The sequence below is a fragment of the Bacillus sp. TH19 genome (assembly GCF_016651075.1).
GTDB classification, from domain to species: domain Bacteria; phylum Bacillota; class Bacilli; order Bacillales; family Bacillaceae_G; genus Bacillus_A; species Bacillus_A mycoides.
This window is the reverse complement of record NZ_JAEKEO010000007.1, coordinates 1175913-1192568: the sequence shown is the minus strand read 5'-3', so window position 1 is coordinate 1192568 and position 16656 is coordinate 1175913. Positions and strand designations below refer to the sequence as shown.

The window sequence follows — 16656 nt, the reverse complement described above, 5'->3', positions numbered from 1 at the left end:
TGTATGTATTTTCTTTATATGAGACAGTTGCCTTTTTGTTACATTACTTTAACTCTTCTAGTACTTTTACGATAAAGTTTGTAGAATGAAGAGCTGCTTGATCTAAAAATTGATCAAATGAAACATTTGATTCTTTACCAGCAATATCAGAAAGTGCACGAATAATAACAAACGGAACTTCATATTGGTGGCATACTTGCGCAACAGCTGCTGCTTCCATTTCTACTGCATAAAGATCTTCAAATTTATCACGAATTGCTGCAACGCGGTTCGGATCACTCATAAATGAATCACCTGTTGCAATCATACCTTTTACAACTTGAATATTTTCTTCTGCCTGCATACATTTCTCAGCTAATGCAACTAATGCCTCATCAGCTTTAAATCCAGGTGGCATTCCTGGCACTTGACCATATTCGTAGTTAAATGCTGTTACATCTACGTCATGGTGACGAACTTCTGTTGAAATAACTACATCACCAACATTTAGAGAGTGATGGAATCCACCAGCTGAACCAGTATTAATTACTTTTTCAGGCTTATATTTTTCTAATAAAATTGTCGTTGACATCGCTGCATTTACTTTACCAATACCAGACTTTAGCAAGATTACTTCATGTCCTGCCAATAGCCCTTTCGTAAATTCACAACCTGCAACAGTTTCTGTTTCTGCTTGTTCTAGTTTGTCACGTAAAATACGTACTTCTTCTTCCATTGCTCCAATTACAGCAATTCTCAATCTAATCCCTCTTTCTATTGCTTAGTTGCCTCCATTACCCAAACGAAATGATTTAATCTCGTAAACGTTACGTGGAAGCCATTGTTTTCAAAAATAGATTGCATGATCGGAATACGTGTATAGTATTCTGTTTGCAAATCGTTTGCTAACTGATGAAAACCTCTTTGTTTTGCTACTTCGACAGTTTTATCATATGCATCTTGATCTGCAAATATCGTATCAGCAAACACTATTTTACCACCTTTGTTTAGCAATTGACTATACTTCGCAATTGCTACGTCTTTTTCTTCATCTATTAAATGATGAAATGCGTAAGTGCTCACAATAGTATCGATTGAATTTGGGACTTCAAATGAAAGAAAATCACCCTCTGTAATTGAAAACTCTTTTGGTAATTTCTCTTTTGCAATAGTACGCATTTCGCGTGACGGTTCTATACCGTAAACTGTGCGACCAGCAAGTAATAATTTATTTGTTAAATTGCCAGTACCAACACCGAATTCTAATACGTTGCCAAATGACTTGTTAACTACATCCTCTAAAATGTCCTCATAATGGGCGAAAACTTCTTTATATTGTATATCTTCGCCTTGTACAAATGAGTCGTACGTATGAGCCCATTCATCAAATAAACCATTAAATTCTGTTCCCATAAAAATTCCCCTTTTTCTTATCGGTTTTATCAGTATGATATTCTCTCTTTCTAAAAATGTCAATTGAAATGTACGTAGTATTTCCTTCTTTTCTTTGTTACACTATAGGTGATTATCATAGGAGAGGGGGCATCTTCGTGTCATTTACCTTTGAAATGTTAGAAGATAAAGTAGAATTTTTCGAGGCTGCAAACTTAGTTTCTCTAGAAAAAAAAATTAACGAACAAATTGATAATAATAAAGCACTTATGCTCGAAGTTCATCATATTTCTCACCAAATGATTATGGATCCTGAAAGCAAAAGACCATATTATAGCGCGGTTGTTCATTTTAAATTAAAGAAATTACGCTAACTAAAAAAGAGAAGCTCCTAATGAGCCTCTCTTTTTCAGTTTAGAGTTTGAACAAGTACTGGTTTCCAGCCCTCATTGTCTACCCAATCAATATTCACATAATATTTTTTACCTGATTGTTTATCTTGTACGTTACCGTAAGCTTTATTCTTACCGTTATTTCCAATTCTATGGATAACTAATTGATTTACTGGAACGTCAATTGCAGCTGAAATCGCTTGATTCATCTCATTCCAATCTGCTGTACCTTTTTTAAACGTCATCGCAGGTGCTGCACCTTGCTCTGTACCTACTGGCTTCCAAGAAGATTTCGTATAAGCATCTGTTGCCTGTGACTGTGTTTTTTCAGCTGGTGCTTTCTCGTTAGCTTTCGCTTCTTCTTCAGCTTTTTTCTTTTCTTCCTCAGCCTTTTGCTTCTCTTCTTCTTCCTTCTTCTTAGCCTCTGTCTTATCTTGCTCATTCTTCTTCGGCTCTTCTTTACCTTTAGCTTTCTCAGCTTTATTCTCTTTTGTTGTTTGCTGAGCTACCTTTTTATCATTAGAAGACGCTTGCTCTTTTGTGTCAGGAACAAACAATTGATATGCTACAATAGCTACTGCTACTAATACAATAGCGATTGCAATATTTAAAACACCGTTTTGACGACGTTTTTGTTGTTTCTGTTGGAATCTAGATCCTCCTGCCATTCTTCAAACCTCCATGCAGTTTTTCATACTTGCTATTGTAACATTAAATCTAGAAAGGTTGAACATTTACAATAATATTTTCACGAAATGAAAACATTTCATAAATAATTGCAAGATTACTTTTCAATTTCTAATTGATGAATTGCCTCTACCATTTCTGCAAAAACTGGTGTGACTACATTTTCATTACTATCTGTTTCTATATCAACTACAACTAAAGCATATCTTGGGTTTTCATATGGAAAATAACCTGCAAACCAGCGATTCACCCTCTCTCCTTTTCCTGTTTGTGCCGTCCCAGATTTTCCAGCGACAGTTAGTGGCAACGAACGGAATGCGGTTCCCGTTCCTTTCTCCATCGTTACAACGGCTCTTAACAACTGTTGTAATTTTTTCATCGTTTCATAAGAAAGCTGTTTCCCATTTAATTTATGATTTTCAAATGCAAAAAAGTCGGTTCCATTTTTATACACTATTTTTTTCACAGCTTTCACTTCCATCTTCTCTCCACCTCTAGCAATTGTCGCCATCATATTCGCTATAGCTAGAGGTGACACACGTACATCTTTTTGTCCGACCATCGTTTGAGCAATCGCTTTTCTACTATCTTTATTTTCTTCGCTTCCCCAAATAATAGCACTCTTTTCTTCTGGCAATTGCTCAAATTCTGGTGTATGAAACACTGAACCTTTCCAACCTACCTTCTCACTTGCTCCTAAGGCCTCTAAATACGTTTCTAATACTTCCCTATCCTTTTGCATTAGTTCATCACCTAATACGGCAAACGTTCGATTACAGCTTCTAGCAAAGCTTTCCTTAAAGTTTAATGACCCCATCATAACTTGTGGAAGATTTTCACCGTATAAATCCGTATTACAGTTAAATGTACGATTAAACCGCACCAGATTCTCATCAATTACTGCTGCTGCAACTACTGTTTTAAAAACAGACCCCGGAAAATGAGGAGTTAACATTTGATTTTCAAGTGTAGATTTATATATCCTCCTATCATTCATCTGTAAAGAAGGCCTACTTACCATTGCTAAAACTTCACTATTCTTTATGTCTAGTAATACTAACCCACCTTTTTTTATTCCGTTTTCATCTATAATCTTCTCTGCTCGTCGTTGCAACGTTTTATGTATTGTTGTTTGAATAGTAACTGGATAAAATGGATTTCCTGGTGAAGTGTATTTCGCCTGCTTCCCAAAAATCGGTTCTCCTTGTCGATCCACTTGATATAGTACTTTCGCTTCTCCATCAGTCAGTAAAAATTCATCAAATGATTGTTGCAATCCAGAAATACCAATTGGCGTTTGTTTCGAAGTTTTTTTCATTTCTCCATAACGCTTTTGAAATTCCTGTTCATTCTCTCCCACATCACCAATTAAATGATTTGCCTCCCCCATTTGCTTCAGTCGAACTTCTGCTGCTACAATACCTAAAATATCTAATTGATTTACCTTCTTCATCTGCTCGAGCGTTAATTGAAATGGGGTATTCTCCTTTCGTAATATAAATGCTTGATTCTTATTTTTCATTTGCAGTCTTATCTCTTGTCTCGACACACCAATGATATGCGCAATTTTCTCTAACATGTCATTTTTTATTTGTAAAAATGGAAAAATAATTAAGACTGGATATTTCTCTTCACCAATTTCCTTACCATTTCGATCTGTAAAATGCCCTCTTCCATTATCTACTGTAAGTGATTGTGTTCGTTGCGTAACACTTTTTTCAATCAGATTGATATTTCGGTCAGTAAATGATTCCGTATCTATAATCTGTATTTGGATTAAACGACAAAGTAATAAAAAAATCACACCCATAAAACAAATTAAAACAATTATAATTCTCCGTTTCATTTTCATAAAAAACACCTCGTCTATTGTAGTTTAGACGAGGTGTTTCACCTTTTATACAAATAAAAAATCACTCGTTTTTACACGAGTGATTTTTTACGTTATTTTACAGAGATAATCTCTACTTGCATTTCTCCACCTGGTGTTTGGATTGCTACCTTCTCACCAATTTGCTTACCTAATAAGCTTTTTGCGATTGGAGAATCGTTAGAAATTCTTCCTTCAAATGGATCGGCTTCTGCGCTACCTACGATTATGTACGCTTCTTCGTCTCCACCTGGTAACTCTTTAAATATTACTGTTTTACCTAATGTTACAACTGTAGACTCTTCACCATTGTCTTCAATGATAACCGCATTACGAATCATGTTTTCAAGTTGTGTAATACGTCCTTCTACGAATGCTTGCTCATCTTTCGCTGCATCGTACTCAGAGTTCTCTGAAAGATCTCCGAAGCTACGTGCGATCTTAATACGCTCTACAACTTCTTTACGTCTTACTGTTTTTAATTGTTCAACTTCGTTCTCTAGTTTTTGCTTACCCTCTTGCGTCATAGGGTATGTTTTTTCTGTTGCCATGTTTTCCACTCCTTTTATATACCAATCCCCCGAAAAAAAGAGGAGTTCCATATGAAAACTCCTCCGCTTATATAGCGGAGGTTTCTAGCACACGTAGCACTAGTGGAGTTGTCACATACAACCCCTTATTCTCCAATTCTTCCTTATATAAAGAAGGTATGTATGGAAAGTTGATATAAATATGCCCTCACCTATTGGTAGGTGAGGTTTCATGTTTCATTGTATTCGATAAGAAGGGAAAAAATCCCTTCCTATCGTATATCTTTTACTATGCTATTACAAATTTACTTTTTGTTCAAGAATTGTTGCAATTTTTGTAACCATAATATCAATTGCAACATGGTTTTGTCCACCTTCAGGGATAATAATATCCGCGAATTTCTTAGAAGGCTCAATAAATTGATTATGCATTGGACGTACAACGTTTACGTATTGGTCGATAACTGAATCCATTGTACGACCGCGCTCTTCAATATCGCGCTGCATGCGGCGTAAAATACGAAGGTCTGCATCTGTATCAACGAACACCTTAATATCCATTAACTCACAAAGACGTGGGTCTTCTAAAATAAGAATTCCTTCTAAAATGATTACATCTTTCGGCTCAACTGGAATAATTTTTTCTGAACGCGTATGCAATGTATAGTCATATATAGGCTTTTCCACTTGCTCATATGCAAGCAACTGCTGCAAATGGTCAATTAACAAATCATTATCAAACGCTAACGGATGATCGTAATTTGTTTTTAAACGTTCTTCCATTGGTAAATGGCTTTGATCTTTGTAATAATAATCTTGCTCCAAGATTAAAATGGAATGACCTTTAAAATGGTCAAAAATCGCTTTCGTTACACTTGTTTTTCCTGATCCTGAACCACCAGCGATTCCAATTACAACAGGCTTATTCGTCCCCATTCGACTACCACTCTTTCTTATTGAAGTATGTTTTTGCGCATCATATTATTCACATACACTGGTTGATCCACTTTGAATTTCACGATTTGCAACGGATGTCTCGCTGCATCTAATTCGTTTCCATCCTCATCCCAAATTTTCTCCACCGTCTGCGTAAAGTTTTCTATTTCTGGCCCAAAGAACTCCACTTCATGTCCTGGTTTGAAGTGATTACGTTGCTCAAGCGTTACGATGCCCGTTTCTTCATTATAATCTAACACTAAACCAGCAAAATCATACGTTGTTTTCTTACTATGATTTCCAAACATTTGCTCTTGATGTCCTGGAACCCCTTCAAAGAATGCAGGAGCTGTATCACGATTTGCACATTTATCAAGTTCATCTAACCATTCTTGTTTAAACTCAAAGTTATCCGGATCCGCACAATACGCATCAATTACTTTACGATATACAGTTGCTACAGTCGCTACGTAATGGATAGATTTCATACGTCCTTCAACTTTTAAGCTATCAATTCCAATTTCAATCATTTTCGGAATTGATAAGATTAAATTTAAATCTTTTGGGCTCATCGCAAAGTGAGCATCTTCTTCTTGGAATAGAGGAAGCTCTTTTGCATCTTTATGTTGTGATACCGTTTGAACTAAATCATAATCCCAGCGGCAAGATTGACAACAACCACCACGGTTAGAGTCACGCGCTGTCATATGGTTACTTAATGTACATCTCCCTGAATACGCGATACACATTGCACCATGGACGAATGCTTCAATTTCAACATCAACTTTTTCTTTAATTTCTTTCATTTCTTCATAGCTTGCTTCACGAGCTAATACAAGACGATGTAAACCTTCTTCTTTCCAATACTGTGCTGCTTTCCAGTTGGATAGTGATTGTTGTGTACTTAAATGCACCTCAACAGAAGGAGCTACACGTTTACATGTCTCAATAATAAGCGGATCGGCAACGATAATTCCCGTTACGCCAGCTTTTTCAATCCCTTTTAAATATTCCTCTAGCCCATCCATATTTTCATTATGTGCAAAAATATTTGTTGTCACGTATATTTTTGCTCCATATTTCTTTGCAAATTCAACGCCTTCTGCCATGTCTTCCAGCGTAAAGTTACCTGCATTAGAACGAAGACCAAATTCTTGTCCACCTAAATATACAGCATCTGCCCCATAATGGATAGCTACTTTTAATTTTTCTAAGTTACCCGCAGGGATTAACAGTTCAGGTTTTTTCACAATAACGCGTTTGCCATCGATCACTCGTGAAATTTCTTGTACAGTCATTTCCTACACCCTCCTCGTTTAGTAAACCGTTTCTTTAAAGAAGAATCCTGTATCTAACGGACGATTTACCGGTTGTATTTCTTCTATCTCTTTAAATAAATCATCTTTCACGTCATAATACGCATCACGATCTTCTACACATAAATCAATCGCCTTACGATATTTCTTCGTCACCTCAATAATGTACTCAGAACTTTTTAGGACACCATCAATTTTTAAGCTATCGACTTCAGCATCGATTAGTTCCTCTAACTCATCGATGAAACAAATATCATTCGGACTCATAATGTGAGTACCATTTTCATCTTCATAAATTGGATATTTGTTATTACGTTCTGGGTCGTATAAGAACATATTCTCTTCATACTTTTTCTTTTCGATGTCGAGATTACGCCCTTGATACTCAAAGTAGTTTCCTACTAGTGAACGCTTCGATTGGAACATACAAGTCATACCGTGAATTTGCACTTCAAGTTCCACTTCAGCATTTTCTTTTAATTCAGCAATTTCATCTAAGCTAAGCTCACGAGCTAATACAGCGCGTTTCGCTCCTCTTTGCCCCCAATAGTTACAAGTAAACCAGTTTGTTGCTGTCGTTTCTGTATTCCAGTGAAGTTGCATATTTGGTGCAACTTCACGAACAGCCATTAATACCGCTGGATCTCCGAAAACAATCGCATCTACATTTACCTCATTTAAAAAGGCAACATAGTCCGTTAATTCTTCTACTTTATCATTGTGGAACATCGCATTCATTGCAACGTATACTTTCACACCATTTTCATGTGCAATGTTTACAGCTTGTTTCACATCTTCACGTGAAAACTCTCCTGCCAAACGTAAACCAAACTTTTGTTCACCAACCATTACTGCATCTGCCCCTGCTTTCGCAAGAGGTTCAATATCCGCCACCGCTCTAGGCGTTACTAACAATTCAGGTTTCTTCATACTTTTGTCACCCTCTCTTTTTACTTACAGCCACTCCATCGCCAATTGGGAAAATCGTTGTATCATATCCTTCATGATTCATAAGCCATTCATTGTACGTCTTAATACGACGAATCAAACCACGGGTACGTCTATTTTCAATTTTCTCTTTTGTCGTCACAAGACCATGGTACATAACGTTATCTGAAATAATAACGCCACCAGGATTTAATAACGGTTCGTATAAGTCAAAAAAGCGACGATACTGCCCTTTCGCTGCATCAATAAAAATAACATCAAATGTTCCATGTTCTTTCACTTGTTCGCCCGTTTCTAAAGCATCACCGTAAATAACAGAAATACGGTCTGTTACCGAGGAACATTCTATATATTCAAGTGCCTTTTCATATCGTTCACGATTGCGCTCTACTGTCACAATGCGAGAGTTCGGAATAGCTTGCATCATACGAATACTAGAATAACCGATTGCTGTTCCAAGTTCTAAAATACTTTCCGGTCCAACTAAACGTAAAAATTGCAGCATAAATTCCATTCCAAGTCGATCCATAATCGGCACATGGTTTTCAGTTGCATACTCTTCCATTTCAAGAATTAATTTATCTTTTGGATCAATAAATGATAATAGGTACTCGTTAACTGCATCCTCCATAATTGGTCCTCCTTATTTACATGGAGAAGTGCCTCTATGACGCGTCAACCTTTGTCTTTTCACACATAGAATGCAATAAAAATACAAGCCAGTTTCACCCTTAGCTTGTACGTCCCGTTTTGATATTAAAAACGATTCTTCTGCCAGTTTTTAACCCGATATATTTTACCACAAAAAAGAGGGATATGCGACCCTTTTCGCTATCCCTCCCCATTTCACTGTTTTTTCGTAATGTATTTTTGCTTTAATGCATTATGTTCTTCTAATGTTTTCGCATAATACACTTCACCACTTGGTGCAGCTAAGAAATAATAATAATCTGTTTGCGCAGGATCTAACGCTGCTTCCACTGAATGTTTACCAGAGTTTGCAATCGGTCCAACTGGCAACCCTTTCACAACATACGTATTGTACGGTGAGTTTATTTTCAAGTCTTCGTATAATACACGTTGTTTATGCTTTCCAAGCGCGTATAATACCGTCGGATCCGTTTGAAGCGGCATGCCTTTCGCTAAACGATTATAGAAAACACTAGAGATTTTTTGGCGATCAGTAAAGCCAGTAGCCTCTTCTTCAATAAGTGAAGACAACGTGAGAAGTTGATGAACATCCCAGTTCTTCGCTTTCATTTTCGCCTCATTTTGAACAATAATTGCATTTGTTTTCTCAAGCATCGGGATTACAATTTCTTCTAATTTCGTATCCTTTTTATAGAAAGAATACGTTGCTGGATATAAGTATCCTTCTAGTGGATATTTAATGTTGCTATCAAAAATTTTATCCGTTAATAGCTTCGGATACTTTTGCTGCATTTTTTGAATAAATGCTTTATCGTTTAATTGACGCACAACATCATCTTTATTCCACTTTAATTCTGCCGCAATCACTTCAGCAATTTCAGTTACTTGCGCCCCTTCTTTAATCGTCACTTTATAAAGAGCCGGACGATGTACGTTGCCAGATGACATTTGTTCAATGACATCGTTAGCACTCATCGAAGGATTTAATAAATATGTACCTGCTTGTAAGCTTTTCGACTTAAATTTCGTATAAAAACTAAAAACTGTACTGCTTTTCACAGCACCTTTTCCTTCTAAAATCTCACCGATTTTACTTGTAGATGACCCCTTTGGAATCTCTACCTCAATCTCTTTTTTATTTCCACTATCAACTGGCCCTAATGCAGATGAAATATACGCATAGACTGATCCACAAACTAAAAGCAGTGCGATAATCGAAATTAAAAAAATGCGTCTACGCTTCTTCTTCACTTGATTCTCTACCAAAATTCTTCCTCCTTATTTAATTGTAGACCGTATACACTTCCTCTATACAATGCCCTACAAACATAAAGCAAAACCAATCATTTCTAAATAATCGGTGACAGCTACTTATTTAAAGCCTTTTTCATACAACCCGTCTTATTATACTATAAACAATTAAGTAGTTTCGACAAAAAATCTGTCATTTTGCATATGAATACAAAAAAGGCGAACTGTGTACACAGTTCGCCTTTTTATCCATTACTATTCTTCTTCTTGCTCATCAGCAAGAGTGTTAAACATTTCTTGTACCATTTCCCACTCTTCTTCAGATTCAATTGAAAGTAATGTTCCGCCCTCTTCTTCGCTTTGCTCGTATGCCATTGCATCGAAGATTTGGTCTCCATCTTCGTCTACTTCACCGATTGGAGAGAAGACTACGTAAGATTTTTTGCCGAATTTTTCAGCATCAAAAGTGAAAATAATTTCACATAAATGTTCGTTTCCTTTTTCGTCTACAATTGTAATTTGATTTTCTTCCATTTTGGTCACCTCTTATTTACTATCTAAAAATCCTTGTAAGATCACGACTGCAGCCATCTTATCGATTACCTGTTTTCGCTTCTTACGGCTCACATCAGCTGAAATGAGCAGACGTTCCGCTGCCATCGTCGACAAACGCTCGTCCCACATTACAACTTCTAATTGTAACAGATTCCGCAGGTTTTCTGCAAATTGCTGGCACGCTTCACCACGAGGGCCGATTGTACCATTCATATTTTTAGGTAAACCTACTACTATTTTGTCCACATTGTACTGTTTTACCAACTCAGAAATACGGTCAAAACCAAAGTGGCCTCGTTCTTCGTTAATCCTTATTGTTTCCAGCCCTTGTGCTGTCCAGCCCATCTCATCGCTCATTGCAACACCGACTGTTTTAGTACCAACATCTAGACCTAATATCCGCATAAACTACTCCTCACGATGATGTTTCAAGTAAGACTTCACAAGCTCTTCAATTATCTCATCACGTTCAAGCTTGCGAACGATGCTTCGTGCATCTTTATGGCGAGGTATGTATGCTGGATCTCCACTTAATAAATAACCGACGATTTGGTTAATCGGATTATAACCTTTTTCTTGAAGTGCATCATACACAGTTAAAAGTACATCATTTACATGGACACTCTGTTTTTCATCTTGAATGCTAAACTTCATTGTCTTATCAAAACCGTCCATTTCAAGCACCTCACTTGTAAGTAGTAAGTATAGGGAGAAGAACTTCTCCTCTCCCTACCATTGTACACTACTATCTCTTTATTTTGAAACAGATTTAACGTACTCTTGTACAAACGCTAAAGCTTCCTCTACTTGCGCTGGGTTTTTACCGCCTGCTTGTGCCATATCAGGACGGCCACCACCGCCGCCTCCACAACGAGAAGCTACTTCTTTCACAAGTTTACCCGCATGGTAACCTTGACTAATTAAATCTTTCGTTACGCCAGCTAAAATATTTACTTTATCGTCATTTACAGACGCTAATACAACAACTGCAGACTCTAATTTATTTTTAAGGTCATCCATCATTGTACGTAAGTTGTTCATATCTGCAACATTTACTTTTGCCGCTAATACGTTCACGCCATCAACTGTCATTACTGAATCAGTTAAGTTTCCAGCTTCGATATTGCTTAATTTCGCAGCAAGAGATTCGTTTTCTTTTTGAAGTTGTTTTACTTCAGCAAATAAACCATCAACTCTTGTTAAAATATCTTTCGGATTTGTTTTCATTTTTCCTGCTGCTTCTTTTAATAAACCTACTTGATCGTTCATTAATTCGTATGCAGACTTACCAGTTACCGCCTCAATACGACGAGTTCCTGCACCGATACCAGACTCAGCAACGATTTTGAAAATACCGATAGACGCTGTGTTATCAACGTGACAACCACCGCAAAGCTCTAAGCTGTAATCGCCTACTTGTACAACGCGTACAACATCACCGTATTTTTCACCGAATAATGCCATTGCGCCCATTTCTTTCGCTTCTTCGATTGCTTTTTGAGAAATCGCAACATCAATACTTTCCCAAATTTTTTCGTTTACGATACGCTCAATTTTTTCTAATTCATCAGCTTGTACTTGACCGAAGTGAGAGAAGTCAAAACGTAAACGTTCAGATGTTACAAGAGAACCCGCTTGGTTAACATGCGTTCCAAGTATATCTTTTAATGCTTGGTGTAGTAAGTGAGTTGCTGTATGGTTTTTCACAACGCTACTACGGTTTTTCGTATCGATAAGAGCTTTTACAGCCGCTTCTTTCGTTAATGTACCCTCTTCAACAACAACTTTGTGTAAGTTTTGACCATTTGGTGCTTTTTGTACGTCTTTTACAACAACTTTCACGCCGTCAGCAAGAAGATAACCACGGTCTGCAATTTGCCCACCGCTCTCAGCGTAGAATGGCGTTACATCAAGCATTAATTGTCCTTCTTCACCTGCTTGTAAGCTATCTGTATACTCACCATTTTTCACAAGTGCAACAACGTTACTTTCTGTTGCAACTGTACCGTAACCAACGAATTCGCTCGCTACTTTAACTTCACCAAGTACACCGCCTTGAACTTGCATAGAATCAACGTCTTGACGAGCAGCACGTGCACGCTCACGTTGTTTCTCCATTTCATTTTCAAAGCCCGCTTGATCAACTGTCATACCAGCTTCTTCTGCATATTCTTCTGTTAATTCAATTGGGAAACCGTACGTGTCGTATAGGCGGAACGCATCTACGCCAGAAATAACAGTTGTTTTTTCTTCTTTCGCTTTTGCAATTACTTCAGCTAAAATTGATTCACCATCATGAAGTGTTTCATGGAAACGCTCTTCTTCATTCTTCACAACTTTTGCGATGAAATCTTTCTTTTCAAGTACTTCTGGATAGAAGTCTTTCATTACTTCTCCAACAACCGGTACTAATTCAAACATGAACGGACGGTTGATGTTTAATTTCTTAGAATAACGAACAGCACGGCGTAATAAACGACGTAATACATAACCACGGCCTTCGTTAGATGGAAGAGCACCGTCACCAACAGCGAATGTTACTGTACGGATATGGTCAGCAATTACTTTAAACGCCATATCTTTTTCTAAATCACCATTACGATATTTCTCACCAGAAATTGATTCTGTTGCACCAATCATCGGCATGAATAGGTCTGTATCAAAGTTTGTAGGTACATCTTGAACGATAGATGTCATACGCTCTAGACCCATTCCTGTATCGATGTTTTTCTTAGGAAGTGGCGTATATGAACCGTCTGGATTATGGTTAAATTGAGAGAATACAAGGTTCCATACCTCTAAGTAACGCTCGTTTTCTCCGCCCGGATATAATTCTGGGTCACTAAAGTCATTACCGTAAGATTCACCGCGGTCATAGAAAATTTCTGTATTCGGTCCACTTGGTCCTTCACCGATATCCCAGAAGTTTTCTTCTAAACGGATGATGCGTTCTTTTGGAACACCCATTTTCTCATTCCAAATTGTGAATGCTTCTTCATCTTCCGGATGAATTGTAACAGATAGTAATTCTTTATCGAATCCGATCCATTTGTCGCTCGTTAGAAATTCCCAAGCCCAAGTAATTGCTTCTTCTTTGAAGTAATCACCGATTGAGAAGTTCCCTAACATTTCAAAGAATGTATGGTGACGAGCCGTTTTCCCAACGTTTTCAATATCGTTTGTACGAATTGATTTTTGTGCATTTGTAATACGTGGATTTTGTGGGATTACACGACCATCAAAATATTTCTTTAATGTCGCTACACCACTATTAATCCATAACAGAGATGGATCTTCATGAGGAACTAGTGATGCACTTGGTTCTACTGCATGTCCTTTTTCTTGGAAAAAGTCTAAAAACATTTGACGAATTTGTGCGCCTGTTAGTTGTTTCATTGTATTTTCCTCCTTAAATATAAAAAACTCCCGCCCCTAATAAAAGGGACGAGAGTTAACTCGCGATACCACCCTAATTATGAATTGATTATTATAACAATCAATTCATCACCTCATGGTGCCGTAACGTGGCAAGACGGCAGTGGTTAGCTGCTCTCAGGATTAGCTTTCTGTTACCCTTCATTTAAAGCTTCTTTCAGCCATTGGAAGCTTCTCTCTATAAATGGACTGTAACGTACTTGTTCCGTCATTGATTTAATGTATTATATGACTAAATATAATAGAATTCTCTTAAGTTTGTCAATGTAGATAATCATTTATATTGTATCAATTGCTTATTAATCATAGTTATTCTACTATTCATTCTTAACAGCCTTTAAATATATTATGCATTTATTACTAAATAGGAATCTTCTCTCAAAAAATACTTTATGCAAATTTCTAAATATTACATTATTTGTTATAATTAAATTATTAACAATAAAGGAGCGATTACAATGACAACCTTATTGAATCAAGCTAAAGAAATGTTAACAACTGATGAAAAAATCCTTTTTTATGCAGCATGCTCATTAAATATATTTATATATCGTTCCGTCGCAAGACCAGGACTGTTAATTTTAACGAACAAACGGCTCTTCTTTTATGGACCAGATGTAAGTAAGAACCCAATATTTGAAGAGTACTCTTTTGCAAACATTTCTAATCTACAAGAGCAAAAGCGTCTTTTCAGCAATCAAATTATATTTATGTACGATAATGAATGGAAAAAAATAAAACATATTCAAACAAATGATGTAAGCTCTCTCGTTCAACAAATACACGAGCAACTCTCTAAATAATGATAGCCCTCTACTTTTATAAGTAGAGGGCTATCATATTACACATCTTCTTTTTTCCAAAGAGGTCTCACATGAACGACCACTGTCCGAATGACCGCTAAAATAGGAACCGATATTAGTAATCCTACAATCCCCGCAACTTCTCCCCCTACTAGTAATGCAAACATAATGATCACAGGATGCATACGAAGCGACTTACCAACGATGTAAGGCGATAAAATGTTACTTTCCAAAAATTGCAAAATAGCAATTGTAATCCCCGCCTTAATGAGTAAACTCGTTGATACCGTTGCCGCAATCATCAACGTCGGAATCGCCCCTAAAATAGGACCAAAGTACGGGATTATATCCGTTACCCCAATAATAATGCCGAGCAGCAATGGATATTTCATACCGATAAACCAAAAAGAAAGAACAGATACTCCCCCTAATACTAAGCAAACAAATAACTGCCCTCGAATATAACTTCCGAGTGATTTATCAATTTCTTTCGCAAGCATTTGCCCCGTACTACGCCACTTACTCGGGACTAATTTCCAAAATATATGATAAAACTCACCGTAATCTTTTAATATGTAAAATACAATGAACGGAATTAAGAAAATAATGAGTAACGAATCCAGTACACCACGAGCTGTGCTCATGACTTTATTTAAAAGCGCTTGAATCTTCGTTTCTACACCACCAAAAATTTGTTTCACCTTTTCATGAATAAATGATGGGAAATTCGCTGTTTGTTCTGTAACTCCATCCATCCAAGAATCGTACATTTTTGTAAACTGCGGAAATTGTTCATTAATTTCTTGTAACTGTTTAATAACAACTGGCGTTCCTTTATAAATTCCATAGCCAATTCCGCCAAAGAAAAGAATATAAATGAGCAAAATAGCAAGTGTGCGTGGCATTCCTTCCTTATGGATTTTTTCAATTAAAGGGTGTAATAAATAAGCAATAAAACAAGCAATAAAGAACGGTGTGATCGCCACTTTAAATACAAAAATAATCGGTGCCCATAGTGGCTTGATTTTTAAAAAGACGAGCAAACAAAGAAAAACGAGTAACAATAATCCTAAACGATATATCCAAATGATTTTAAGATTCTTCACACGAAAAACCTCCTCCATCTTTATTTTGAAAATAAATAGGTTAGGTTATGTGCAAAAGTTTTAAAATCTTTTTATACAGACCATACTGTTTTTTAAAGACGTACATATATTTAACATAATAAGGACAACCACCCCTTGAAAATACAAAATGTCAAAATATAATCAGGAGGGCTCATAATGATCTTATTTATGCTTGCATTATCCGCACTTTTTATGCTTCTTGAATGGATTTGTATCGGGTTTGGTATTTGGAAAGGCTTCTTTATTCGTTCCTCACGAAAGGAAAGAGCTAAGCACTTATGGCATTATGGAATGCTTGGCGTTGGATGCTACGGTTTATCTTATCTCTTCTCTGAAATCGGACTTTTATATTTGCATACAAGCGCATAAAAAAACTCCCTTATCATAAAGGGAGTTTTTTACGCCTTATAAATAAGACTTAATCATCTTACGTGCTTTTTTCACATTGCGTTTTGAGAATACATCTTGTTTGCGAGCATATTGATACGCTGCAGCTCCAACACCTAATGCGATTAATGAATTGCGTAGATTCAAAGTAAATCCCCCTTTTCGTTATCCGATCGTTCTTTCATTATCATCAAATAAATCATCAAGAGAGCTTAATGAACCATCTTCCTCTACTTGATGTGTATGGATTTTCCCCTTTGAAACCGATAATTCGATATAACAATTCCAGCAATAAAATTGGTTGACACCTATTTTTCCGATGTCTTTCCCTTTGCAATTTGGACAACTGAACATATGGCTTTCATCTCCTTACAGTCTCCCAGATTCTATTCGCCAT

At 36.8% G+C, this 16656-nt stretch carries 20 protein-coding genes and 1 other annotated feature; of the genes, 3 read left to right on the top strand and 17 right to left on the bottom strand.

Features of this window, described 5'->3' with window-relative positions; genetic code table 11:
• Positions 1 to 43: 43 nt before the first annotated feature.
• Both mtnN and JFU54_RS09900 read right to left on the bottom strand, forming a co-directional pair.
• Positions 44 to 739 carry a 5'-methylthioadenosine/S-adenosylhomocysteine nucleosidase gene (gene mtnN, locus JFU54_RS09905; RefSeq protein ID WP_002015266.1) on the bottom strand — a complete coding sequence of 232 codons (696 nt, stop codon included), beginning with the start codon at positions 737 to 739 and terminating at the stop codon, positions 44 to 46.
• Positions 740 to 753: 14 nt separating this feature from the next.
• Positions 754 to 1392, bottom strand: coding sequence for a class I SAM-dependent DNA methyltransferase (locus JFU54_RS09900; protein ID WP_002015267.1), 639 nt, complete (start codon positions 1390 to 1392; stop codon positions 754 to 756).
• A gap of 137 nt (positions 1393 to 1529) precedes the next feature.
• Between JFU54_RS09900 and JFU54_RS09895 the strand changes: the two genes are divergently transcribed.
• Positions 1530 to 1745 (top strand): YrzA family protein, encoded by a 216-nt coding sequence (locus JFU54_RS09895; RefSeq protein WP_002015268.1) that lies wholly within the window; start codon positions 1530 to 1532, stop codon positions 1743 to 1745.
• Positions 1746 to 1780: 35 nt separating this feature from the next.
• On the opposite strand, the gene JFU54_RS09890 is transcribed toward JFU54_RS09895, so the two are convergent.
• The 12 genes from JFU54_RS09890 to alaS form a co-directional block, all read right to left on the bottom strand.
• Positions 1781 to 2431: a YrrS family protein gene (locus tag JFU54_RS09890; RefSeq protein WP_201064350.1), complete on the bottom strand. Its 651-nt coding sequence runs from the start codon at positions 2429 to 2431 to the stop codon at positions 1781 to 1783.
• 116 nt (positions 2432 to 2547) lie between these two features.
• The gene (locus tag JFU54_RS09885) at positions 2548 to 4302 is read right to left on the bottom strand and encodes a peptidoglycan D,D-transpeptidase FtsI family protein (protein WP_201064349.1); all 1755 of its coding nucleotides are present in this window, start codon (positions 4300 to 4302) and stop codon (positions 2548 to 2550) included.
• 92 nt (positions 4303 to 4394) lie between these two features.
• Entirely contained in the window at positions 4395 to 4871 is a 477-nt protein-coding gene (gene greA / locus JFU54_RS09880) for a transcription elongation factor GreA (RefSeq protein ID WP_078213491.1), read from the bottom strand.
• Positions 4872 to 5147: 276 nt separating this feature from the next.
• Positions 5148 to 5786: a uridine kinase gene (udk, locus tag JFU54_RS09875; RefSeq protein ID WP_002015274.1), complete on the bottom strand. Its 639-nt coding sequence runs from the start codon at positions 5784 to 5786 to the stop codon at positions 5148 to 5150.
• Between the two features lie 17 nt (positions 5787 to 5803).
• Positions 5804 to 7084: a peptidase U32 family protein gene (locus tag JFU54_RS09870; protein ID WP_002015275.1), complete on the bottom strand. Its 1281-nt coding sequence runs from the start codon at positions 7082 to 7084 to the stop codon at positions 5804 to 5806.
• A gap of 18 nt (positions 7085 to 7102) precedes the next feature.
• Positions 7103 to 8032 carry a peptidase U32 family protein gene (locus tag JFU54_RS09865; protein WP_002015276.1) on the bottom strand — a complete coding sequence of 310 codons (930 nt, stop codon included), beginning with the start codon at positions 8030 to 8032 and terminating at the stop codon, positions 7103 to 7105.
• Positions 8033 to 8039: 7 nt separating this feature from the next.
• Positions 8040 to 8681, bottom strand: coding sequence for an O-methyltransferase (locus tag JFU54_RS09860; protein ID WP_012261742.1), 642 nt, complete (start codon positions 8679 to 8681; stop codon positions 8040 to 8042).
• 215 nt (positions 8682 to 8896) lie between these two features.
• Positions 8897 to 9967 carry an endolytic transglycosylase MltG gene (gene mltG / locus JFU54_RS09855; RefSeq protein WP_201064347.1) on the bottom strand — a complete coding sequence of 357 codons (1071 nt, stop codon included), beginning with the start codon at positions 9965 to 9967 and terminating at the stop codon, positions 8897 to 8899.
• A 240-nt stretch (positions 9968 to 10207) separates the two neighbouring features.
• Positions 10208 to 10486, bottom strand: a complete 279-nt coding sequence (locus tag JFU54_RS09850) for a DUF1292 domain-containing protein (RefSeq protein WP_002034112.1) — start codon at positions 10484 to 10486, stop codon at positions 10208 to 10210.
• Positions 10487 to 10498: 12 nt separating this feature from the next.
• Positions 10499 to 10912, bottom strand: coding sequence for a Holliday junction resolvase RuvX (ruvX, locus tag JFU54_RS09845; RefSeq protein ID WP_001221204.1), 414 nt, complete (start codon positions 10910 to 10912; stop codon positions 10499 to 10501).
• Between the two features lie 3 nt (positions 10913 to 10915).
• Complete coding sequence (locus JFU54_RS09840; protein ID WP_000348591.1) at positions 10916 to 11182, bottom strand: IreB family regulatory phosphoprotein; 267 nt, start codon at positions 11180 to 11182, stop codon at positions 10916 to 10918.
• 78 nt (positions 11183 to 11260) lie between these two features.
• Positions 11261 to 13903, bottom strand: a complete 2643-nt coding sequence (gene alaS / locus JFU54_RS09835) for an alanine--tRNA ligase (RefSeq protein WP_016100592.1) — start codon at positions 13901 to 13903, stop codon at positions 11261 to 11263.
• A 41-nt stretch (positions 13904 to 13944) separates the two neighbouring features.
• Positions 13945 to 14163, bottom strand: a binding site (T-box leader).
• A gap of 237 nt (positions 14164 to 14400) precedes the next feature.
• Between alaS and JFU54_RS09830 the strand changes: the two genes are divergently transcribed.
• Positions 14401 to 14745: a PH domain-containing protein gene (locus JFU54_RS09830; RefSeq protein WP_002034108.1), complete on the top strand. Its 345-nt coding sequence runs from the start codon at positions 14401 to 14403 to the stop codon at positions 14743 to 14745.
• Positions 14746 to 14783: 38 nt separating this feature from the next.
• On the opposite strand, the gene JFU54_RS09825 is transcribed toward JFU54_RS09830, so the two are convergent.
• On the bottom strand, positions 14784 to 15851 hold the full coding sequence (locus JFU54_RS09825) for an AI-2E family transporter (protein WP_002129216.1): 1068 nt from the start codon (positions 15849 to 15851) through the stop codon (positions 14784 to 14786).
• A 177-nt stretch (positions 15852 to 16028) separates the two neighbouring features.
• On the opposite strand from JFU54_RS09825, the gene JFU54_RS09820 reads away from it, so the two are divergent.
• Positions 16029 to 16241, top strand: a complete 213-nt coding sequence (locus JFU54_RS09820; protein WP_002015285.1) for a hypothetical protein — start codon at positions 16029 to 16031, stop codon at positions 16239 to 16241.
• 36 nt (positions 16242 to 16277) lie between these two features.
• Here JFU54_RS09820 and JFU54_RS09815 read toward each other — a convergent pair whose 3' ends face one another.
• Positions 16278 to 16406: a YrzQ family protein gene (locus tag JFU54_RS09815; RefSeq protein ID WP_002015286.1), complete on the bottom strand. Its 129-nt coding sequence runs from the start codon at positions 16404 to 16406 to the stop codon at positions 16278 to 16280.
• Positions 16407 to 16424: 18 nt separating this feature from the next.
• Positions 16425 to 16613: a hypothetical protein gene (locus JFU54_RS09810; protein ID WP_002015288.1), complete on the bottom strand. Its 189-nt coding sequence runs from the start codon at positions 16611 to 16613 to the stop codon at positions 16425 to 16427.
• Between the last annotated feature and the right edge of the window lie 43 nt (positions 16614 to 16656).